The organism is Nonomuraea sp. NPDC049129, assembly GCF_040648495.1.
Taxonomy (GTDB): domain Bacteria; phylum Actinomycetota; class Actinomycetes; order Streptosporangiales; family Streptosporangiaceae; genus Nonomuraea.
Map to the genome: position 1 here is coordinate 55,884 of NZ_JBEZDU010000001.1, position 22,203 is coordinate 78,086.

At 70.3% G+C, this 22,203-nt stretch carries 11 protein-coding genes; 4 read left to right on the plus strand and 7 right to left on the minus strand.

Going from position 1 to position 22,203, the window contains the following annotated elements; genetic code table 11:
• Positions 1-74: 74 nt before the first annotated feature.
• The gene (locus tag AB0B64_RS00290; protein ID WP_358173358.1) at positions 75-2,909 is read right to left on the minus strand and encodes a LuxR family transcriptional regulator; all 2,835 of its coding nucleotides are present in this window, start codon (positions 2,907-2,909) and stop codon (positions 75-77) included.
• A gap of 191 nt (positions 2,910-3,100) precedes the next feature.
• Here AB0B64_RS00290 and AB0B64_RS00295 point away from each other — a divergent pair, with 191 nt between their 5' ends.
• Entirely contained in the window at positions 3,101-12,670 is a 9,570-nt protein-coding gene (locus AB0B64_RS00295; protein ID WP_358173361.1) for a LamG-like jellyroll fold domain-containing protein, read from the plus strand.
• Positions 12,671-12,711: 41 nt separating this feature from the next.
• The gene (locus AB0B64_RS00300) at positions 12,712-13,026 is read left to right on the plus strand and encodes a hypothetical protein (protein WP_358173364.1); all 315 of its coding nucleotides are present in this window, start codon (positions 12,712-12,714) and stop codon (positions 13,024-13,026) included.
• Positions 13,027-13,033: 7 nt separating this feature from the next.
• On the opposite strand, the gene AB0B64_RS00305 is transcribed toward AB0B64_RS00300, so the two are convergent.
• Positions 13,034-13,387 carry a VOC family protein gene (locus tag AB0B64_RS00305; RefSeq protein WP_357952473.1) on the minus strand — a complete coding sequence of 118 codons (354 nt, stop codon included), beginning with the start codon at positions 13,385-13,387 and terminating at the stop codon, positions 13,034-13,036.
• Between the two features lie 89 nt (positions 13,388-13,476).
• Between AB0B64_RS00305 and AB0B64_RS00310 the strand changes: the two genes are divergently transcribed.
• Together AB0B64_RS00310 and AB0B64_RS00315 are read left to right on the plus strand one after the other, a co-directional pair.
• Positions 13,477-13,896, plus strand: coding sequence for a helix-turn-helix domain-containing protein (locus AB0B64_RS00310; protein ID WP_357952472.1), 420 nt, complete (start codon positions 13,477-13,479; stop codon positions 13,894-13,896).
• Positions 13,897-13,947: 51 nt separating this feature from the next.
• Complete coding sequence (locus AB0B64_RS00315) at positions 13,948-15,171, plus strand: MAB_1171c family putative transporter (protein WP_358173367.1); 1,224 nt, start codon at positions 13,948-13,950, stop codon at positions 15,169-15,171.
• On the opposite strand, the gene AB0B64_RS00320 is transcribed toward AB0B64_RS00315, so the two are convergent.
• The 5 genes from AB0B64_RS00320 to AB0B64_RS00340 are packed head-to-tail and all read right to left on the minus strand — an operon-like array spanning position 15,104 to position 22,200.
• The gene (locus AB0B64_RS00320; protein WP_357952470.1) at positions 15,104-15,457 is read right to left on the minus strand and encodes a hypothetical protein; all 354 of its coding nucleotides are present in this window, start codon (positions 15,455-15,457) and stop codon (positions 15,104-15,106) included. The genes AB0B64_RS00315 and AB0B64_RS00320 overlap by 68 nt on opposite strands.
• An 11-nt stretch (positions 15,458-15,468) precedes the next feature.
• A complete protein-coding gene (locus tag AB0B64_RS00325; protein ID WP_358173370.1) occupies positions 15,469-17,448 on the minus strand; it encodes a TOMM precursor leader peptide-binding protein in 1,980 nt (659 codons plus the stop codon).
• Entirely contained in the window at positions 17,441-19,750 is a 2,310-nt protein-coding gene (locus AB0B64_RS00330; protein WP_358173373.1) for a YcaO-like family protein, read from the minus strand. The genes AB0B64_RS00325 and AB0B64_RS00330 overlap by 8 nt, the downstream gene beginning before the upstream one ends.
• Positions 19,751-19,756: 6 nt before the next feature.
• A complete protein-coding gene (locus AB0B64_RS00335; protein WP_358173376.1) occupies positions 19,757-21,175 on the minus strand; it encodes a SagB family peptide dehydrogenase in 1,419 nt (472 codons plus the stop codon).
• Complete coding sequence (locus AB0B64_RS00340) at positions 21,172-22,200, minus strand: thiopeptide maturation pyridine synthase (RefSeq protein ID WP_358173379.1); 1,029 nt, start codon at positions 22,198-22,200, stop codon at positions 21,172-21,174. The genes AB0B64_RS00335 and AB0B64_RS00340 overlap by 4 nt, the downstream gene beginning before the upstream one ends.
• Positions 22,201-22,203: the final 3 nt, after the last annotated feature.

A 22,203-nucleotide genomic window follows, 5' to 3' on the forward strand; every position in this document is an offset into this window, starting at 1 on the left:
CTGGGTTTCCTGAGGTCTAATCGATCTGACCAGCGCAGTCAAGGGTTCGGTACGAGCCTGTCCACCCTGGGGCGTCACTCGGCGACCGGCGTGATCGTCCCGATGCCGGTGGCGGCTTGCCGTACCAGATCCGCCAGCTCGGTCCTGGAGGTGATGCCCAGCTTGGGAAAGGCGCGATAGAGGTGGAAGCCGACGGTCCGCGGGCTGAGGAAGAGCTGGGCGGCGATCTCCCGGTTGGACGACCCCTGCGCGGCGAGGAACACCACGTGCCGCTCCTGCGGCGTCAGCCCGCGCAGCGCTTCCGGCAGCGGCTCCGCGGGGCTCGACTCCCCCGAGGCGCTCAGCTCGGCCGCGGCGCGCTCCGCCCAGGGGGTCGCGCCCAGCTGCTCGAACGCGGCGCGCGCGGCCCGCAGATGAGAGCGGGCTTCGGACCTGCGCCGGATCCGGCGGAGCCACTGCCCGTAGGCGAGCTCGGTCCTGGCCCGCTGGAAGGCGGTCAGGGACGGGCCGTGCAGGTCGAGCGCGCCGAGGAAGAGCGGCTCCGCCTCGCCGTCCGGCGCGGTCAGCGCCCGGCAGCGCAGCGCCACCGCGCCCACCCAGCGCTGGCGCGTGTCCCCCGCCCACCGCTCCAGCACGGCGAGCGGCTCGACGGTGGCGCCGGGCAGGTCGGCCTGTACGGCCGCGTCCACCAGATCGGCCGCGCAGTGGACCGCGATCACCGGGTGGTGCGCGGGGCCCGCGACCACGCGCTCAAGGTGCGCCACAGCGATGCCCGCCCGGCCCAGCCCCAGCTCCAGCAGGCCGAGCGCCCAGGTGGCCAGCGCCGCGCTGGCCGGCGCGTCGTGGTCGGCGCAGTAGTCCAGGCTCGATTCGGCGTAGGCCCGGCAGCGCTTCTCATCGCCGCTCAACGCGGCGATCAGCGCGACCAGGCCGCTCAGATGCCCGACTCGGTGAGTCTGGCCGAGGTCACCGGCGAGCTTCAGCCCCTCGGTGGCCAGTCTGAGCGCTTCGGCAATGCGGCCGCTCAGCATGAGGGCCTGGGCCTGGAGTTGCAGGGCGTACGGCAAAAGGCCCATCAGGTCCTGGTGGCGGCAGTCGGCCACCAGCGTGGAGGTCAGGCGCAACGCCGAGCCGGCGTCGGCGGCCATCAGGCCCAACGAGGTGGCGGTTATGGCTTGCTGGGTCGCCAGGGCGGGCGTGTGCTCGACCAGCTCACCGATGGCGGCGAAGCCGCTGAACGGGTCACCGGCCATGATCTTCGCCAGCGTGGGCAGCGACCGGGCCAGCGGAGCGGACCAGGTGGGCTGGGCGCCTGATCGCACGACCTGCGAAGAAGCTGGTGACGAGGCTCGCGCGGAACCTCGTGAAGTCGCCGGTGCCGACCAGACGGCGGCGGCGATCTCGGCCGCGAGCCCCTCGTCGCCGCTGTAGCCGAACAGGCGGATCGCGTCGGCGATCATGACGATGGCCATGGCGTGGTCGTCGTCGCCGATCCTGGCCGCCGCGTCCAGCAGCATCCGCGCGGCCTTGGTCGGGGAACCGATCTCGGACTCCACGGTGGCCAGCACGCGGGCGGCCGAGGCCAGCGTCGAGGGTTCGGCGCTCAGCTTGGTCGCGCACGTCGCCAGATCCGCCGCGCGGCGCAACTGACCGGCGTCGCACGCGGCGACCGCGGCGGCGGCATAGCGCCGGGCGCGGGGCTCGGGGTCGGTGGTCAGCTCGGCCGCGCGCTCCAGCGCCGACGACGTCCCGACGGCCTCCAGCTCACGCGCGATCTCCTCGTCCGGCCCCAGCACGGCGGCGGCGAGATGCCAGACCCGCCGCTCGGACGCCGTCTCAGCCAGGGCCCGGTGCGCGGCGATGCGGGCCGAGACCGGCGCGGACTGATAGGCGGCGACCAGGATCAGCAGGTGGCGAGAGGTGAGCTTGCCCGGCCGCACCTCCACCAGCCCAGCCGTCTCGGCGGGCTCCAGATCAGCCGGTGTCGCTCCGGTGGCGGCGAGCAGTTCGGGCAGGGAGGCCGCGGGGTCGGCGGCGGCCAGCAGGAGGAGGAAGCGAGTCCGGTCAGGCAGGGCCCGTAAGCACGCGCCGTACAACTGATCGGCCCGTCGCGAACGCCCGGCCCAGCCGGTGTGCAGGCCCAGCGGCGACAGCCTGCCCTCGACCTGGGCCGGGCTGATCCCCGCGGCAAGCTCGCGCAGGGCCAGCGGATTGCCGCGGGCGTCCTCGACGATCCGCTCACGCACCTGCGGGACGATGCCCGGCCGGCACTCGGCGACGATGTCCAGCGCCGCCTGCCTGTCGACACCGGGCAGATCCAGCTCGTCGATCCCCAGGAGCGCGGGCACCTCGCCCTCGGCGGCCACCAGGATCACCACGCGCGCGGCGGCGAGGCGCCGGACGCAGAAGGACAGGACCGCCAGGCTCTCCCGGTCCAGCCAGTGCGCGTCGTCGATCAGGCAGAGGACGGGCCGCTTGCCCGCCAGGTGGCGCAGGAGGTTCCAGACAGGCAGGTACGGCGAGCGCGGCCAGGCGGGTTCGCCTACCGCGCGGATGCCGGGCGCAAGGCTCCACGGTTCCGGGCCGCCCTGGCGGTCGACGACATCGGGCACAAGGCTCCGCGGTTGCGGCTCGCCCAGCTGGCCGAGGACGTCGCGCTGCTGGGCGGGCAGGTGTTTCCAGCGCGGACGGGTGGTCGCCAGCAGCATGTGCAGGCCGCCGTACGGGAGGTGCGACTCCTCGGGGCTGCCGGAGGCGCGCAGCACGATTTGATCACTCGCGAGCTCCGCCGCGAAGGCGAGCAACACGCTCTTGCCCGCCCCGGCTTCCCCGCGCACCATCAGGGCGCCGCTCTCACCAGCGAGAAGTCGCGTGATCCTGGCCTGCTCCGCGATGCGCCCGTGCAGCACCAGGCGAGAGTACCGGACTCGGAGTTGATCTCATACCTAACCCGGAGCATTCCGACACCCTCGAACCAGGTCATCCGTACAGATGTGGTGCGGATAGGCGGGGACTACGGTCGCCGCCGGAGGTCGGCATGAGGAATCGTTGGGCCACTCGTCTTTGCTCGGCACTGACAGTGACCACCCTTGTCATCAGCATGGCAGGTCAGGGAGCCCACGCGGCTGCCAAGGAGCCGACGCTCCCCGAGCAGCGCCTGGGCTCGGCGGCGAACCGCACGCACCAGGTGGCGGCGGAGGCGACCCGGGCGCAGACCGAGCTGCCGGAGAAGAAGGCCGCCAAGCTACCCAAGGGGGTCGTGCCCCGGGAGGCCCAGCAGCCGCCCAAGCTGGTCTCCCATCTGTCGAACAAGACGCAGCGGGTGGGCAAGGCGACCGGCAAGCCGGGCAACGGGGAAGTGCACGGGTTCGACGCCAAGCAGAGCCGGGTGGCCCCCAAGCTGGGCGACGCGACGTCCAAGGTGTTCCAGAACCCCGATCAGACCTACACCGTGCGCACGTACTCCAGGCCAGTCAGGTACCGGACGGCCACCGGTGAGTGGGCCGACATCGACCTCAACCTGACCGGCGCCGACGGACGCTGGCGGCCGGCGGCCAACGACGTCGCGGCCGAGCTGGCCGACGACGCCGCCGACCCCAGGCTCCAGTCGCTCACCTTGGACAACGAGCACAGCCTGTCCTTCGCCCTCCAAGGGGCAAAAAGCACAAAAGCCGATATTTCGGGAAATATCGCGAAGTACGGTGAGGTGCTGCCGGGGACGGACCTCCAGGTCGAGGCCGCCTGGAACGGGATCAAGGAGTCGCTCGTCCTGACCTCGCGCCAAGCCGCGACGGGCCCCTGGGACTTCCCCTTCCAGGCCAAGGGGCTGACGCCGCGAAGCACGCCGCAGGGCGTGGAGTTCGTCGACGAGCAGGGCGCGGTGCGCATCACCGTCCCCGCCGGATTCATGAGCGACGCCAAGGGCGCCCGCTCCGACGCGGTCCACTACACCCTCGCCGGCGACGTCCTGCGGGTCAGCGCCGACCAGAAGTGGCTGCACGCCAAGGACCGCGCGTTCCCGGTGGTCATCGACCCCTCCTCCTATGTACGCACCACCAGCGGCGCCTCCTCCGACACCTACGTCGACAACCACTCCGGCGCCAATCACTCCGGCAGCGACCAGCTCCTGGTTGGCTCCCAGGACGGCACCAAGCGCAACAACGCCTACATCAACTTCAACCTCGCCTCCCAGATCCCCCACGCCTATGTGACCGGCGCCGCGCTCTTCCTCTACAACACCCTGTCGAACTCCTGCGCGGCCAACCCCGTCACGGTGAAGCAGATCACCAGCGGCTGGAACGTCGGCACGATCTCCTCCTATCCCGGCGTGAGTCTCGGCGACACCTGGGGGTCGGCCAGCTTCAGCGGCGGCGTGACCTGCGGCGGCGCCGGCTGGGCGTGGATCGGGATCAACAGCGCGGGCCTGTCGGCCCTGTCGGACTGGTCCAACGGCGCGGGCAACAACGGCCTGGCGCTGACCGCCGACAGCTTCAAGGAGTTCGCCAGCGCCAACTCGGCCAACCCGCCGTACCTGCAGGTGGACTACAGCCCCTGGCGGGCGCTGTACGCGATCGACTCCGGTGCCACGATCGACCCGCCGGTGACGGCCAACAGCTTCGGCAGGCTGCCCGTCACGGTGATCAACAACGGGATGAACTCCTGGTCTCCCGGCTCGGTGAAGCTGGGCTACAAGGTGTACACCCTCGGCGGCAGCTTCGTGGGCAGCTCCACCGCCGCCGCCACGCTGCCCGCCACGATCGGCAACAACGGCTCGGCGAAGGTGAGCGCCACGATCGACCCGCTCAACCCGGGCTCGTACCAGGTCTGCTGGGACATGGTGGCGAACGGGCAGTTCTTCTCCGACTGGGGCGTACCCGTCTGGTGCGTGAGCCTGAGCGTGATCAACGTGCCACCCCAGATCGACTCGATGTGGCCGGGCAGCGGGTACGTGGAGTCCACGCTGATGCCGGAGTTCACGGTCACCGGCCATGACCAGGACGAGTGGCCCGGCGGAGAGCTGAACTTCATCTTCAACATCTGCCTGGTCTCCGCCCCCAGCACGTGCCCGGCGACCGGCCTGATCAAGGGCGACTCCAACACCGGTGAGCAGACCGCGAACTGGACGGTGCCGCAGGGCAAGCTCAAATGGGGCGAGCAGTACATGTGGCAGGCCCTGGTCACCGACGGCAAGACCTCAAGCCCGGCGACCGGATGGAGCACCTTCCGCACGGTCGTGCCGCAGCCCCTGGTCTCCTCGCACGTCTCCGACAGCGCGGGCACGGCCGCCGTCAAGGGCATCGACCCGCTGACCGGCCAGTACGCGGCCACCACCACGGACGCGAGCCTGACCACCGCCGGTCCCGCGCTGGCGATCACCCGCTCGTACAGCAGCCTGAACTCCCGCTCGGGGCTGTTCGGCGTGGGCTGGACCACCGCCTACGACATGAAGATCGTCACTGACAGCGACCTGACGGGCAACGTCGTGGTCACCTACCCGGACGGGCGGCAGGCGCGCTTCGGCCGCAACTCCGACGGCACGTACGCGCCGCCCGAGGGCCGGTCGGTGAGCCTGGTGAAGGCCGATACGGCGTGGTTCCTGCGTGACAAGTCCGGCGGCGCGTACGTGTTCGACACGAACGGCCGGTTGACCGCGATCTACGACGACGACCAGCACGGTGAGTTCCTCACCTACAACGGCGACGGCACCCTGGCCAAGGTCGTGAACAAGGTCAGCGGCCGCGGCCTCTACTTCACCTGGACCAGCGGTGTGGTGACCTCGGTCGCCACCGATCCCGCCCAGGGCGCGCCCGCGTGGAGGTACGGCTACGGCTACGGCCTGCTCGCCCAGGTCTGCCCGCCGGGCACGACGACGGCCTGTACGAAGTACACCTACAAAATGCTGTCCCACCATCGGACGGCCGTCGTGGACGCCGCCCCCGCGATGTACTACCGGCTCCACCAGAGCACGACCAACGAGACCCAGATGTTCGTCGGTCAGGACGACGCGCAGGCGGTCAACCTGACCTACGGCGCGGCGGGCGCCCCGGCCGGGACCACGGACGGCTCGGCGACGTTCAACGGCACGAGCTCCTACGTGCGCATGCCGTACAACATCACCGACGACACCACCTACGCGGCGGTCGGGATGTGGTTCAAGACCACCAAGGCCGGCGTGCTGTACGGCGCGCAGATGAACACGCTGGAGGACTCCCGGGGCCCGCTCCCCTGGGGCTTCCTGCCGATGCTCTACGTCGGGACCGACGGGAAGCTGCACGGCCAGATGGCCGACGACGGCAGCTGCGGCTCGATGACGTCGACCGCGGCGGTGAGCGACGGGGCCTGGCACCATGTGGTGCTGACCGCGAGCGGAACCTGGCAGGGCATGTACCTGGACGGCGCGATCGTGGGCAGCCGCTTCAACCAGGTCAAGGCGACCCGTCTGCCGAACGCCAGCATCGGGGCGGGCTACGTGAACACCTCGGGCTGGTGCCCCGCCGCGCCCACGGACACGCGCGGCCACTTCACCGGCCAGATCGACGACCCCGCCTTCTACACCCACCCGCTCGGCCCCACGTCCGTCGCCGCCCAGTACGCGGCCGGGCAGTACACGGGCGCGCTGGAGACGGTCAAGCTGCCGTCGGGCAAGTTGCAGGCCGCGCTCGCCTACGACACCCAGAGCGACCGCGTCGCCTCGATGACCGACGCCAACGGCGGGCAGTGGCGGGTCTACCCCGCCCAGACGCAGGCCAGCACGGAGTACTACCCGAACGCGGTCCTGAGCGCCCGGCCGCGCGAGTACTACCGCCTCGCCGAGTTCTCCGGCACCCGGGCGGCCAGCGCGGCCTACGGCGACGGGCGCGACACCGGCGCGACCTACCACAACGTCACCCTGGGCCAGAGCGCACCCATCGTCCTGGCCACCGGCGGCGACTCGGCCGCCGGGTTCAACGGCTCCAGCTCCTATCTGGAGCTGCCCGACGGCGAGATCAAGGGCGGCGGCGACCTGTCGGCGGAGCTGTGGTTCAAGACCGCCAAGCCCGGCGTCCTGCTCGCCTACCAGGCCCAGGCCATCACCGACCCGGCCGGGCCGCAGGCGAACTACACGCCCGCGCTGTACGTCGGGACGGACGGCAAGCTGCGCGGCCAGTTCTGGGACGGCGCCGCGGTCGCGCCGATCACCACGAGCGCGGCCGTGACCGACGCGAGCTGGCACCACGCCGTCCTGACGGCCTCCGGTGACACCCAGTGGCTCTGGCTGGACGGTGCCGTGGTCGGGACCAGGTCCAAGGGCCCGGTGTCCACGATCGCGCAGAACCATGTCTACGTCGGCGCCGGTTTCATCGCGGGCAACTGGCCCGCCAAGCCCTCGGACACGCTGGGCCACTTCAACGGCACCATCGACGAGGTGGCGATCTACTGGAACAGTCTGCACACCGACGCGATCCAGGCGCACTACAAGGACGTCGCCACGTTCGGCATCCCCGCCACCACCGTGCTCGCCGCCGACCCGCGCGGCAAGGCGATGGTCTACAGCTACGACCCGCAGCACGGCGGCCGGCCGACCTCGCTGTACGACGCCTCGGGCGGCACCACGCGCTACGGCTACGACCTCAACGGCAACCTGGCCACGGTGAGCGACCCGGACGGGCACACCACGCAGCTGTACAACGACGACCGCGGCAACCCGGTCATGAAGGTGACCTGCCGCGGACCGCGCTCCTGCCAGACCTCCTATTTCACCTACTACCTGGACGCCGGCGACCCGCTGAACCCCCGCAACGACAAGCTCACCGGCGCGTACGACGCCCGCGCCACCGCAGGGAACGACGCGGCGCACCGCACCAGCTACACCTACGACATCTCGGGCGACCTGCTCAGCGTCACCACACCTCCCGTGGCCGGAGCCGCCAACGGCGGCACCACCAAGTACGCCTACACCGATGGCGACGAGACCGCCACCGACGGCGGCACCGTCCCGGACGGGCTGCTCGCCTCCACGACCACCCCTGGCGGCAGGACCACCCGCTACAGCTACCGCCAGAACGGCGACCTCGCCCAAGTGGTGGACGCCGCGGGGCTCACCACGAAGTACGACTACGACAGCGCCGGCCGCCCCATCTCCGAGACGAAGATCTCCGACACGTTCCCGAACGGCGTCAGCACCTCCATGGGCTACGACGCCCTCAACCACCTCACCGCCACCGTCGGCCCGGCGACCACGGACGTGATCAACGGCGTCAAGCACCTCCCGTGGGTCCTCTACACCTACGACGTGGACGGCAACGTCACCAAGGCCGAGCGGACGGACCCCACCGGCAAGGACGTCACCCGCACCACGGACTACACCTACGACGCCGCCGCCCGCGTCTCGTCCGTCAAGGACCCCGAGGGCAAGACCACCACCTACGGCTATGACGTCTACGGCAACCTCACCAGCACCGTGGACGCCACCGGCGCCGACTTCCGGCACACTTACGGACCGACCGGCCTGCCGCTGACCACGAGCCTGGCCAACTGGGTGGGCGACCCGCTGGACACCGACGCCCCCAAGGAACTGGTCCTCGAATCCCGCGCCTACGACCCGGCCGGGCGCCTGGCCACGGTCACCGACGCCATGGGCCGGACCACCCGCTACCGCTACTACGACGACAACCTGCTCGAATCGGTCTGGGCCGAGGGCTTCCACAACGCCGACGGAACCACCCGGGACATCCCGCTCCAGCAGAACACCTACGACAGCGCGGGCAACCTCATCAAGCGGGTCACCGGTAACGGCAAGAGCACGACCGCCTACACCGTGGACGCCGCCAACCGGGTCACCGAGGCGCTGCTGGACCCAGCCGGCATCAAGCGCAAGACCACATACGGCTACGACGCCGACGGCGGTGTGGTCTCCCTGGTCCAGGCGCAGGACAGCGGCTACACGTGGACCGCGTTCGACCTCGACGCGCTGGGCCGGCCCCTGTCGCAGAAGGTCTGGGACGGCGACGAATGGCTCACGACGTCGTGGACCAGGGACCAGCGGGGCCTGCCGAAGACGATGACCGACCCCCGTGGCGCGGTGACCGACTACACCTACGACGAGGCGGGCCGGCTCACCACGACCAAGGCGCCGACGGTGGCCATCGAGCACTCGGGCGGCACGCCGTACAACGTCAGGCCGACGACGCGGTCCGGCTACAACAGCTTCGGCGACGTCGTGACGAGCGAGGACGCCGAGGGCTACCGGACCACGATCACCTACGACGGCATGAGCCGGCCGCACGTCGTCACCCTGCCCTCGTACCGGCAGCTCGGCGCCGGTGCCACGGTGACGGCGGGCTCCACCACGACGTACGACGCGCTGGGCCGCGTGACGCACGTCGAGGACGCGCTCGGCCACGGCGACACCCACACCTACGACCAGCTGGGCAACCTGGTGGCCACCACCGACGCGGCGGGCAACCAGTCGCGCTCGGGCTTCGACGTGGCCGGGGAATGGCTCTGGACACGGGACCAGGCGGGCCGGGTGACCGGGGCGACGTACGACGACCTCGGCCGCCGGATCTCCGGCACCGCCGTCGACCGCACACCGGCCGCGGCGGGATACACCACCGCCTATGAGTACGACGACGCGGGGAACCTGACCTACGTCACCACACCGTCGGGCGCGCGCAGCCAGTACGGCTACAACGCGGCGGGCGAGGTCGTGGTCGACGTCAACCCGCTGGCCCAGGCCCACTGGTACACCCGCGACCACGCCGGCCGGGCGACCAAGATCGCCAACCCGGACGGCACCAGCAGCACGCTCACCTTCGACGGCGCCGGCCGGGCGACCGCGACGGCCGATTTCGACGCGGCGGGCAAGCAGCTGCGGTCCACGACGATCGGCTACGACGACGCGAGCAACCCGGTCACCGTCAGCAGACCCGGCGGCGGAGTCACCACCTACGACTACGACGCGCTGAACCGGCTGACCGGCCAGCACGAGAAGACCACGGCGACGCACACCATCAACACGACCTTCGGCTACGACGCGGTCGGCAACCGCACCCGCTTCACCGACGGCAACGGCAACGCGACCTCCTACGCCTTCAACCCGTGGAATCTCCAGGTGGCGATGTTCGTGCCGCCGACCACGGCCTACACCACGCTCGCCGACCGCCAGACGATCACCGACTACGACGCGGCCGCCCGCCCCGTCCAGGTCACCAAGCCGGGTGGGGTCACCATCGCCCGCACCTTCGACCCGCTGAACCGGCTCACCGCGGAGACCGGCGCGGGCGCCGAGACCGCCACGACCGCCCACAGTTTCGGCTACGACACCGTGGGCCGGCTGACCTCGGCCGGAGGTAACACCTTCGGCTACGACGATCGCGATCATCTCGTCAGCACGGCGGGGCCGTCCGGCACGGCGTCCTTCACCTATGACGCCGACGGCCGCATGAAGACCCGTACCGACAAGGCGGGCACGGCCGCCTACGACTACGACGCGGGCAGCCGCCTCACCACGGTCCGCGACCCGCTCACCGGCGGCACCTCGATCTACTCCTACGACACGATGGACCAGCTCAAGGGCGTGGACTACGGCGGCGCCAAGCGCTCCTTCGACTACGACGCGCTGCACCGGCCCACCTCCGACACGCTCAAGACCACCACGGGCACGGCGCTGGCCGGCATCACCTACGGCTACGACGACGCCGACCGGCTCACCACCAAGACCACGACCGGTACGGCGGGCGCCGCCGCCAACACCTACGGCTACGACCTGGCGGGCCGGCTGACATCGTGGAACTCGGCCGCCTACGAGTACGACGACGCGGGCAACCGGACCAAGGCCGACGCGGCCGCCTCCGTCTACGACGCGCGCAACCAGCTGGTCTCCGACGGATCGGCCGGCTACGCCTACTCGGCGCGCGGCACCCTGAAGTCCAGGACGCCGAACGGCGGGAGCGCGAGCGCGACGAGCTACGACGCGTTCGACCGGATGATCACCGACGGCGCCTCGACCTACGCCTATGACGGGCTGGACCGGCTCGCGTCCGCCGCGGGCCGCACGTTCAGCTACTCCGGCCTGGGCAACACCCCGGCCGCGGCGGGTGCCGAGCTCTACGGCAGGGACCCGGCGGGTGACATCGTCTCCGTCGCGGGCCTGTACGCCTACACCGACCGGCACGGCGACCTCACCGCCACCTTCACCGGCGCGGGTGCGCTGACCGATTCGGCGGCCTACGACCCGTACGGAAAGGTCGTCGCGAACTCGGGCACCAAGCGGGACGTCGGCTACCAGGGCGGCTGGACCGACCCGGCCACCGGCAAGGTCAACATGGCCGCCCGCTGGTACGACCCCGGAACCGGCGCGTTCCCCAGCAGGGACACGCTCGACGTGAACCCGATGCCGTCGATGAAGGGCAACCGCTTCACCTACGCGGACGGTGACCCGCTCAACCAGGTGGACCCGACCGGTCACTTCGGCTGCCCCGCCTTCGTGTGCGGCACCGCCAAGCAGGCGATCAAGGTCGTCTATCGGGACATCGCCAGGCCGGCCTGGAGCGCGGCCGACTACGTCCTCACCGGTGGCGGGGAGTTCGGCGCGGCCGCGCGCGGCTCACGGTTCTGCGGTCCGGCCTGGCTCTACTGCCTCGCGGCGGCCGGCGTCACCGCCGGCGTGGCCTACTACGCGGCGAAGTGGTGGAAGAACAACTGGTGGAAGGGCTGGCCGGACGGCAGCGGGCCGTACATCCAGTATCCGGACGGCGGCGGCTCGCCCGGCAAGGGCAAGTCCGACGGCACGCCCGGCGACGACGGCGATCCCGGTGCCTCGCCCGGCAAGGGCACGAACGGCCCGCCCAAGGCGGATCCGCCGCCGCCTCCGCCGCCCACGCCCCAGGAGCTGGCCGACATCGCGGCGAAGACGCGCGCGACCAGGCCCGGCCCCATCGACCACGACCGGCTGCCCGGCCCGGCGGGCACCTCGCTCGCCGACGCGCTCGACAAGGGGCTCAACCACCGGGTCGACAACGCCATCGACAAGATCCTGGACAAGGTCGGCGTGGCCTTCACGCCGATCGAGGCCAGGGCCGGCGACGGGCAGCCCAACGGCGGCCTCGACCCAGCCCCGCACGTCGTCGGCCAGTGCTCGGGGGTGTTCGGCGCGGACGCGATGCAGGACTGCCGCGTCGACCCGGGCCCCGGCGTCCCGCCGGACCCGACGGTGCAACTGGCCCCCTGCCGTGGCGTGACGGGCGCCGGCGCCGCCTGCTCCTCCTCCGAGGAGACGGCGGCGGCCCTGGGGAGCGAAGGCGCCGGCTTCGGCGACGACTTCCTGACGCTGGCCCGCCGCCCCGGCGATCGGCCGAAGTGGAGCGAGAGGCTCCCGATGAACATGGACACGGTCCGGCGGGTGGCCCAGGACTGGGACATCCGGATCGACGACCTGGATATCAAGATCGACAAGGTGAAGGACGGGCTGGCCGGCGTGACCTTCCCCAACCAGACGGTCCTGCTGCGGCGAGCCGCCTTCCGCAGCGAGGAACTGCTGGCCCGTACCCTCGCCCACGAGCGGTTCCACGTGGAGGACATACGCGGGGGCGGCGACTTCCCGAAGACGCTGGAAGAGGCGCGACCATGGGAGGACCGGGCCTATGCCTTCGAGGACGACTGGTGGGACAACCATCCACGTAACCAGTAAGGGACCATAGGCGAAACGGCTCGAGCACCGAGGTGGCCCCAGTGTCGAACACTCATGACGAGGCGCTCCGATGGGAGAGCTGGCTGCGCGCTTATGAGCAGGCGCGGGACGAGCTGCCCGGACCGATCACCAGGCGTTGCCCGAACTGTGGACGGGCCTGCCTGCGCCTGGTGTATCGGCTCCGGATCCCCCACCTGCTCATCGGTGACGCCCACTTCTGGTGCGACCACTGCCTGCAGGGGCCGTACCTCGACCGCGTGGAGATCCCCGAAGCCGCCGCGGCGGCTTCGGGGGAGCAGGAGTATCAGCGGGTGAGACCCACGATCCCGAACTACGAGCTCATTCCCCCTGCGTGAGACGCCGTCAGCTGGGCTGCCACAGCTCGATCCGATTGCCCTCAGGATCGGTGACCCAGCCGAACCGGCCGACACCCTCCATGTCCTGAGTCTCCTTGGCCACGTCCGCGCCCTTGTCGCGCAATTGCGCGAGCATCGCGTCCAGGTCGCGAACCCGGAAATTGAGCATCGTCTGCTGGGCGCGGGAGCCGAAGTATTCGGTCTCGGACTCGAAAGTCGCGAACACCGTTTCCCCGGTCTGCTGGCGCCACAGGCCGTTCTCATCGGCCTCCAAGCCCAGACAATCGCGATACCACGCGCCCAAGGCCATCGGATCGGCGGCCCGCAGGAAATATCCGCCGATTCCAAGCACACGTTCCATGCCGCTATCTTGCCAGGACCCGCCCGTCAACCTCTGTGTAGGATGACGACAAAGTCGCTAAATTCTGGCTGTTAAGGATCGGCACTCCGATGAGCGTTGATGAGACTCCCCGGACGCTGGCCGACAAGCTGAACCGGTTGTTCCAGACGGTCCGGCGCCAAGGTGAGGCCGAATACAGCAACGTCGCGGTCGCGGAGGCCATCAGCAAGGGCCAGGACGTACAGATCTCGCACACCTACATCTGGCAGTTGCGCACGGGCCGGCGGGTCAATCCCACGATCATGCACCTGACGGCGCTGGCCACGTTCTTCGGGGTGCCGGTCGCCTACTTCCTGGACGACGCGGAGACCGCCAAGATCGACAAGGATCTGGAGCTGCTGGCCGGCATGCGGAAGGCGGGTGTCACGCACATCGCCCTGCGCAGCGCCGAGCTGACCCAGGGCAGCCGCGCCGCCATCACCGAAATGGTCAATCAGCTCTGGAAGCTGGAGAATCCCTCCGATGAATGATCTCTTGGCGGCCGATCTTCGATATCCGCCGCCGGCCATGGCGCGCCTATCTTGATCGGCCTGGCCGTCGCCGGCTGGATCGCGGTGGGCATCAAGCTGTTCCACCTCCGCGCCAAACCCGGCTGCCGGTCGACGCGTTGGCTGTGTGCCGCGCTGCTGGCGCTCTCGGTGTCGATCTGCTTGCAGGACCAGACCGTCCACGAGGTCATCGACGGCCACACGGCGCTCAACACCGCGGGCACCCTTTCCAACTGCCTGACCTTGATCGCCGCGACATCCGGGCAATGCGCGTTCCTCCACATGGTCTATCCGGCGGAGCAGGCCATGCGGAGCGCCCGGCTACGTCTGCGGCAGCTGACCGGCGTCCTGGCACTGATCGGCGTTCTGCACGCGACGACCCCGTCGAACTACGCGGAGGCTCTGGCCAGTCAGGTGTTGGCCGTGCAGGTCCCGGTGATCTCGGCCGCCGCCTACGTCTATGTCGCCTATCTGGCGTTGACCGTCACCGAGATCGCGCGCGCCACGCACTACCGCGCGAGCGCCGCGAGAGGCTTCTCCCTCCGCAACGGCCTGCGGCTGCTGTTGCTCGGTCTCGCCTGCACCATCGCCTACGCCGGGCTGCGGTTCGCCGCCATGTCCGCCCACCTTCTCGGATGGGCCGTGCCGTGGCTGTACGGCAACCTGATCGGGGATGTGTTCCGCCTCGCGATCCTGTTCGTCGTGGCCGGCATCCTGCTGCCCGTCACGGGCCCGCGACTGGGCATGGACCATCTCGCGCGGTGGTGGTCGCTCGACCGCTCCTATCGCAAGCTCTTCCCGCTCTGGAAAGTGCTGTACGACGAATTCCCGGCCATCGCCCTCGATCCGCCGGGGACCCGGCACGTCGATTTCCGGGAACCGGAGCAGGCCCTGTACCGGCGGATCGTGGAAATCTGGGACGGCCGCCTGCTGCTCCTCCCCTATTTCGACCCACGCGTCGCCGAAACGCGAGGGGCGCGGGCCACCGGCCTGTCCGATGACGCGCGCGCGATCGCCGTCGAGGCCGCGCTGATCACCTCCGCCCTGCGCCGCAGCAGGCTCGGCGAGCGGCCGGACCCGCCCGGACCGGCGATCCCCGGCAACAGCCCGGCCGACCCTGACGCCGAACTCGACTGGCTGATCCGGTTGGCAGCGGCAGTCAGGGCCGACGAACGGCAGGCGAACCCGCTCAGCCTGCGGTCAAGTGGTCTCCTTCCAGCGCGGCGCCGAGCCCTGCGAGGCTCTCGTACACACTGATGCCCTCCGCGATGGCTTCGAGCTGGAAGACGCTCACCGACGTGGGCGGATAGCCGATGAGCTCGATGACGCGGCTCACCCGGGCGGGCCCGTCCATGGCCTCGGCGGAGTCCCAGAGGTAGACCGCCCCCCAGGTCTGGCGGGCGGGATTGGAGAACCACGCCTTCAGCCGCATCCCCTCGAGCGTGGCGTAGGCGTCGACGGCGTAGTCCCGCAGGTAGTCGCGCAGGCTCTCCACGGTCTCCGTTGACCTGCTGAGATCCCAGGCGACGATCGATACGAACATGGCCGGCCCTTCTACGGGAACGCGTGCGGATACGGATTGACGTCCTGCGGCTCCAGAGGCCGATCCCGGTAGCCGAGCCGGTACGGCACCTCGTACAACCTCGGCAGACCGTCGACCCGCCGGTAGTCGTGGCCGAAGGTGACCGGCAGGGTGCCGGGGATGACGACCTTCACGCAGGCCAGGTCGGACACCTCGTGCTCGGGGGTCGTCTGATCCACCACGATGACGTCCGCACCGGTGACCAGGTAGCGGTCGACCAGCTCGATCAGGTCGTCCCGGAGATCGGCGTTGCGGAGTCGCGCCGGCGACGGAAGGTCGTCGATGTGCCGCCGCCGTGGCGTCTCGGTCAGGAAGCGCAGCCGGTCGTACGTCCGGTGGTCGCCGTACAACAGGCGATGGTCCTCCATCTCCTTCACCAGCGACGAGTCGTCCACCATCCGGCCGGCCTCGTCCATGTGGTCGGGATAGCGCTTGATGAGGTCGGCGAGGAGCGGGCCGAGCTCGTTGAGCGCGTTCTCGATCGCGCGTTCCGGGACCGGGTGAGCGCCCGCCGAGCAGGCCGCCTTCGGGCGTTTCTCGTCGTCGCCGGGGTCGACGGCCATCGCCCAGACGCAGGGGATGCCCTGTTCGAGGGTGGTGTCGAAGAGCATCACCTGGTAGCCGCTCTCGGTTTCGATGGCTTCGATGATCAGCGGGATCATCGAGTCGCGGGCGGAGGTCACGTCGATCCGCGGGACCGGCATGCGCGCGTACCACGTCATCATGAAGGCGTCGCGCTCGGCCACTTCGAGGATCCCGTGGAAGACGGCCTCCTCCAGGCTGCCGCCCAGGGCGCAGCCGTTGGAGACCTCCTGGACGAACGGCGGGCGTTCGGCGTCATGGTGGCGGGCCCGGTAGTAGGCGTAGGTCTCGGGGACCAGCACGGGAGCGCTGCGGGCGAAGGAGTACCCCCAGACCCAGCGGCATACCTGCTCCTCGTCGAACGGACGGTACGGGAAACCGGGGAGCCGATGCCGCTCCGCCGGATAGAGGCCGAGCGTCCGGGGGTCGATCGCGTCGTGGCGGACTTCGGCGTAACCGGCCGACACCGTGGTGCGCTTTCCCCCGGGCTCCATGCCGCCGTGCCGTTCCAGCGTCTCCAGCATGGCGGTGACCTGACTGCCCTGGTAGTTACGGGTACGTCCGAAGCCGTACTCGGTGGAGCCCTGGCGCAGGCCCATGGGCGCCGCGGCGACCACGATGCCGCCTTCGGTGCTCTTGAGCACGGATCGGATGAGACCGCTCTCGCCGTCGACGTACCTGGCTTTGAGCGTGTCCACCTCGCCGGTCATCGAGCGGAGCCGGTAGACGTCCGGGGCCGGTTTGGGGCGGGATTGGAGGGAGATGTTCGCCCGCGACCGGTCGTCGGGCGGCAGCGTCCCGCAGGTGCCGCAGAGCGGGTCGGGCAGGAACGGGTGCGGCTCGACGGCCAGCGTCTCCAGATCCAGGTAGACGAAGGCGGACCTCGTGCGCGCGGTCTCCCGGTTTCTCGTGCGCGCGGTGACCACGGCTTCCCGGTTGACCAGCCGGGCGATCTCCTCGGTGACCAAGGTGGCGGCGAGGTCGGCCGCGAGTCCAGTGAGCCAGGCCGACGGCAGCGCGGACAGGGTGGCCCCCTGCTCTCGCCACACCGTCTCGTGCCCGTCTGGCTGGAGATGGGCCAGTCGCCGCCGGAACTCGCCGCAGTCCACGCAGCCCGGCAGCCCGGCCTCCTCCAGGGGACCGAGGACGACCCGCCCCAATTCAGCCCGTACCGGCAACCAGGGCACGCCCGCCTCTGCGGCGGCGGCTCTGACCTCGGCATAGCCGGACAGGTCCCAGCGGTCATGGGCCACGACGGCCGCGACCGCACCGGAGGTCACGAGGGGCGAGACGGAGAATCCACCGCCGGACAGCGCCGCGACGATGCTCTCCGCGAGCAGCCCTTCACCGAGGACGGCGATCTCATGCATGGGTCAGCACCACGTGGACGGTGTACGGCATGATCGAATGAACCTCACGATCGTGGTCGAGGGGCACCGCCACCGGCGAGAGGCCGCGTCTGACCAGCGCGGACACCAGACTCGCCGAGTCGGTACGGGAGGCGTCGGGCAGGCGTCGGATCGCCGAACCGCGCAGCTCGGGCGGTATGCCCGGCGGCGCGGGTGGTGCGTAGGCGGGCTGGGCGTTCTGCCGCGCCTGGTAATGGAGGAGGGCCTGTTCGAGCGCGCCGGTCACGGCTTCGGCCGCCGACAAGCCACCGGCGTATCCGACAGGTATGTCACCCAGGTAACTCATGGCGGCCGGAATCTCCGCCGGCCCGGTGAGGTCGTAGCAGGTGACCGCCTCGCCCGTGGCCTGGATCATGGACCTGTACCGTTCGCCGCGCGGTGGAAGCCACCCGCTGTCCAGGTCGAACCGGGGCAACGGCGTCGTCCGGTGCTCCAGATCGGCGAGCGCCAGCCGTCCCGCCTGCTCGGCCAGCGCGACGTCGACGGCCTCCTGCCAGCTGTATCCGGCGGCGATGCCCGCAGTGGTTCCAGCAGTGATTCCTGCGGCAATGCCCGCAGTGACTCCCACAGTGGTTCCCGCGGCAATGCCCGCAGCGGCTCCCGCAGTGGTTCCCGCGGCAATCCCCCCAGTGACTCCCACAGGGACTCCCCCGGCTATGCCCCCAGTGACTCCCACAGTCCGGCTCGGCGCCCGGCCGTCGGCCAGGCTCGTGCCGGACAGCACGGGGAAGGCGACGTCGGCGGCGACGACTAGCGTCCCGCCGTCGGCGAGCCGGTGGCCGAGGACGAACCCGCTGATCCTGCCGGCCCGCAGGTCCGCGAGCAGGACATCGGGGTCGGACTCCGGCGCGGCCAGCGGAGTGCGGCCGTCCGCCGAGAGCAGCCGGCGCGGATCCACCATCAGCGAGGCGTAGACGGCGAACGCCTTCAGGGCGGCCTGGTGGCGCGCGGACTCGAAGTCGAGACCCGTGCCGACGACCCTTGAGACAGCGCCACCGAGCAGCCCGACCGGGTCGGGCACCTCCACCTCGCTGACGTGCAGGGGAATCTGCGCGTAATCGCGTTCGGTCGGCTCCCCGAACACACCCAGGAGATCGTCGGTACACACCACCGCCCGCCGGGAGAACGCCTCCCGACCGAGAACCGCACCGTCGCGGGCCGGGTCAGCAGATCCGGAGAGCGCGGGTTCGGAGAGCGCGGGTTCGGAGAGCGCAGATCCGGAGAGCGCGGACCCGGGAAGCGCGGGTTCGGCCGACCGGGCGTAGGGGTGCGGGACGAAGGCATGTGACGTCCGGCGCAGCGTGGAAAGGTCGATCCTGGTCAGCCGGGCACGGCGGTCGTCCAGCAACCCGGTGGCGGTCCGAAAGGCCATTTGGACCAAGGCGGCGGCGATGGCGGCGGCCCGCGTCTCGTCGACAACCCCGGCGGCGGCCCCCGGCTCGGTGGCGGCGATGGGCGGGCGTGGCGCGGGCCGGGCGGCCACCCGGCGGCGGCCCGCCGTCCAGTTCGCCGCCGACCGCGTGCCAAGGTCCTCGGGGCCGAGCCAGACCTCAGCATCCAGCACGACCGCCTGCGCCAGGGGGATTCCCCGCTCCGCGCAGAGCCGGTCGAGCAGCCGTTCATGCGCCGCGTCGCCGGAGACGTGCAGAACGAGGTCCGCGCTGTCGAGCAGGGGCAGCAACCCCTCCTCGCTGAAGTCGGCGAGGAAGTGCCGCTCGACCGTCTGGTCAGGGGTACGCCGCCCGCGCTCGACCCATTCGACGGCCAAGTGCTCCAGGCTCGCCATTTTCACCAGGCGCGATCCCGTCCGTACGGCGGCACGCGCCACCCACGGCACCATGTCCCCCGCCCCCAGAACGAGCACCACTTTATCCCGATATGCCCGAAATATACTTATAGGCGAGTCTCGGAAATGCCCGATGAAAGCCACCTCATGGCGATATTCCGGATATTCCAGGGCGGCCTCCGGACCCACAGCGCCGACGTCTCTCACCACGTCCCGCTCCGGCAGCGCGCCGACCTCTCTCACGACATCCCGCTCTACCAACGCAGTGAGCAGGCTCTCCACGGCGGCCCGGCGCTCGGGCGGCAGCTCCTCCGTCAGCTCGGCCAGCGTGTGTCGCCCATCGAGGTAGGGCTTCAGCAGGTCGAGCAGCGGACCGACGGATCGGCCTTTCAGATGGCTGGATCCCCGATACGTGAGCAGGTACATCCCCGCCGAATCCGGGGCATGGAACGCATCCGGGCGTAGCAGTAGGCCCACGTTCGTTTACTCCTGTTCCTCGTCGGCGGCCGGGCTCGGCCGGCTCCCGAGCATGAACTCGCCCACGCTGGCCTCGACCGCCGGATCGGCTCCCGTGGCCTCGTTGAAGGCCGGCGCGTCACCTCCGCCAAGCCCGGAGGCGGCCAGCCCCATAGCGGTCGCGACCAGGTACATGGTCTGGAAGAGCACCCCGACATGCTTGAGAATCAGGGCGTACGGCATCTCCTCGTACGTCCACATCACCCGCCCGAACCTGGCTGACACCACGATCAGGACCTGGGGCCACGTGGTGGTGGCCGCCGCCCGGCTCGCGGTCGAGAGCAGCCGCCCGACCGCCGGGCCGGGGTCGCTGACGAGGCGCAGCCGGTGCTCGTGCGCGTCGTAGTGGTACATGCCCGGCGCCAGGCCCGCGACATTCCGGACGACCGGGTACAACTCCAGCTCGTCGACCCCGCCGCCGGCGGGACGGGGCGTGTCGACGTACTCCACGCCCTCCCACACGTTGACCTGGCGTACCCGGGCACATCGGTAGAGCAGCTCCGCGAGCTGATCGACCGTGATCGGGTGCTCGTCGTCGTGCTCGCGGATCGAGCGGCGCTCCTCGATGGCGTCGGTCAGCCCGAGGTCGCGTACGCGGATCTCGTCCAGGTCCGGTACCCGCAGGTCGATCGCGGCACCCGGATAGGGTTCCCGGCGCGCGGGGAGCGGCGGGAACTGTCCTTGTCCCCATTTCGTCCGGCCGAATCCGGCGTCGAAGTAGCCGCCGTTCCCGTTGCGGCTGCGCGAGTGGAACCACAGGTCGTGCGGTCGCCACTGGCGCAGTCGCCACTCGGACTCCGCGTCGCTCCCGGCGGGGATCGCGATGCCGGTCCAGCGCAGGTCCCGCAGCAGCCTGGCGATCAGCTCTTCGGGCAGCGGGCCCTTCAACGTGGCGGCCGAGAGTGGCCGCGCCATCTCCGTGAGCATGGCCGCGACTTCCGGGTCATGGATCAGCACCTGCGCCCACGAGGTCGGCGCCTCGGCGAGGATGTCCTCCCCCTCACGCCGGAACACCGCGAAACCGGACAGCCTCACCTCGTGGTCGATGTCCTGCTCCACGTCGGGGTCGGGCGCTCGGACGGGCTGCACCGTGTACAGCTGCCTGCCGAGATGGCTCAGCGTGGTCGTCACCCATCCCCCGCTCCGCAGGGCCCCGAGGAATTCCGGGTCGGACGCGCCGATCTCCGTCAGCTCCGACGGCGGGCACGGCCCCTCGGCCAGGCGACGCAGTACGGCCCGACCGCCCGCGCCCACCGGCCCGAACGACGCCACCCTCCGCCACAGATCATGACGGAACAGGTGCAGCTCGCCGTTCGCGCCCGTCGCGCTGTAGACCCCCGGCCGCAGCCGCAGATGTTCCTCGTACGCCGGAGCCTCGCCGCTCATGATCCATTTCCTTCCAGGTACGCCTCCACGGTGTTGGCGAGCAGATGACACAGGAGAAAGCGCTCGACCGGCACGAGGCCGAGCCGGGTCATGTGCAGATACGTGAGGTTGAGCATCAGCCTGTACAAAAGGAACTCGGGTGCGTCCCGGATCTCCGCCCACACCGGGTCGGCGTAACCCGCCCGATGAAAGGGACTCGACTCGGCCAGCTTCGACTCCTGCTCGGCGCTGACGGTCGGCACGACGAACGCGCCCTGTTCGAGGAGCCGCGCCCCCCGCCGTTGATACGGGACGAGCGCGGCCTCCCAGTCCGCCAGCAGCGCGGCGTCCACGTCGTCGCCGCCGAGCACCGCCCGCAGCTGGGCGAGGAGGGTCAGGCGGTGTTCGCCGTAGTAGCCGTCCCACATCGGCCTCATCCCGCGCGCTTCGGGAAAGGTCGACAGGAACGCCTCGGCGTGGGACCTGAAGGTGAAGTATCCCTGGGAGATGTCGGTGCCCGACAGGCGGTGCGCCGTCGCCACCATCAGCTTGAACGCCAGCTGCCGCCGTCGCGCGCCGCCCCCGGCCTCGGTCATCGCGAAGGCGAGGTCGGTGGTGTCGGCGTAGAAGTCCGCCACGAGGTCGGCCATGTGCGGCCCGCCCAGCACCTCTGTCCGGTCGTCGTATTCGGCGACGCGGAGGGTGTTGTCGGGAAACCACGGCGTCAGGGGGCCGGAGTCCCGTTCCAGCTCGGCCAGCCGCTGATGTGAGGAGAGCTCCTGCTGGGGGTCGAGCGGCAGCGATGAAGGGTGCTCGGCCAGGCAGTCGCCGATGATCTTTTCCGCGGCCGGCCGCACCACGTGCGTGAAGGTGTCGTGGTCGGTGCGGAAATTGAGCCGCAGGTGCGGTCCCTGGCGCCAGTGCCGGGTGTAGGAGAGCCCCGCCACCTGCCCGGCCAGCTCACGGAAGAGCGGGCGTACTCCGTGCAGGATCAATGGATCCTTGTCGTGGTCGTAGTAGCGGACGTGAATGCTGTTCCAGCGCACGGA

What these genes read in the sequence shown, in the direction of transcription:
- AB0B64_RS00295 (WP_358173361.1), top strand. Translation starts at nt 3,101, where the DNA reads ATGGCAGGTCAGGGAGCCCACGCGGCTGCCAAGGAGCCGACGCTCCCC.
- AB0B64_RS00305 (WP_357952473.1), bottom strand. Translation starts at nt 13,387, where the DNA reads ATGGAACGTGTGCTTGGAATCGGCGGATATTTCCTGCGGGCCGCCGAT.
- AB0B64_RS00310 (WP_357952472.1), top strand. Translation starts at nt 13,477, where the DNA reads ATGAGCGTTGATGAGACTCCCCGGACGCTGGCCGACAAGCTGAACCGG.
- AB0B64_RS00320 (WP_357952470.1), bottom strand. Translation starts at nt 15,457, where the DNA reads ATGTTCGTATCGATCGTCGCCTGGGATCTCAGCAGGTCAACGGAGACC.
- AB0B64_RS00325 (WP_358173370.1), bottom strand. Translation starts at nt 17,448, where the DNA reads ATGCATGAGATCGCCGTCCTCGGTGAAGGGCTGCTCGCGGAGAGCATC.
- AB0B64_RS00335 (WP_358173376.1), bottom strand. Translation starts at nt 21,175, where the DNA reads ATGAGCGGCGAGGCTCCGGCGTACGAGGAACATCTGCGGCTGCGGCCG.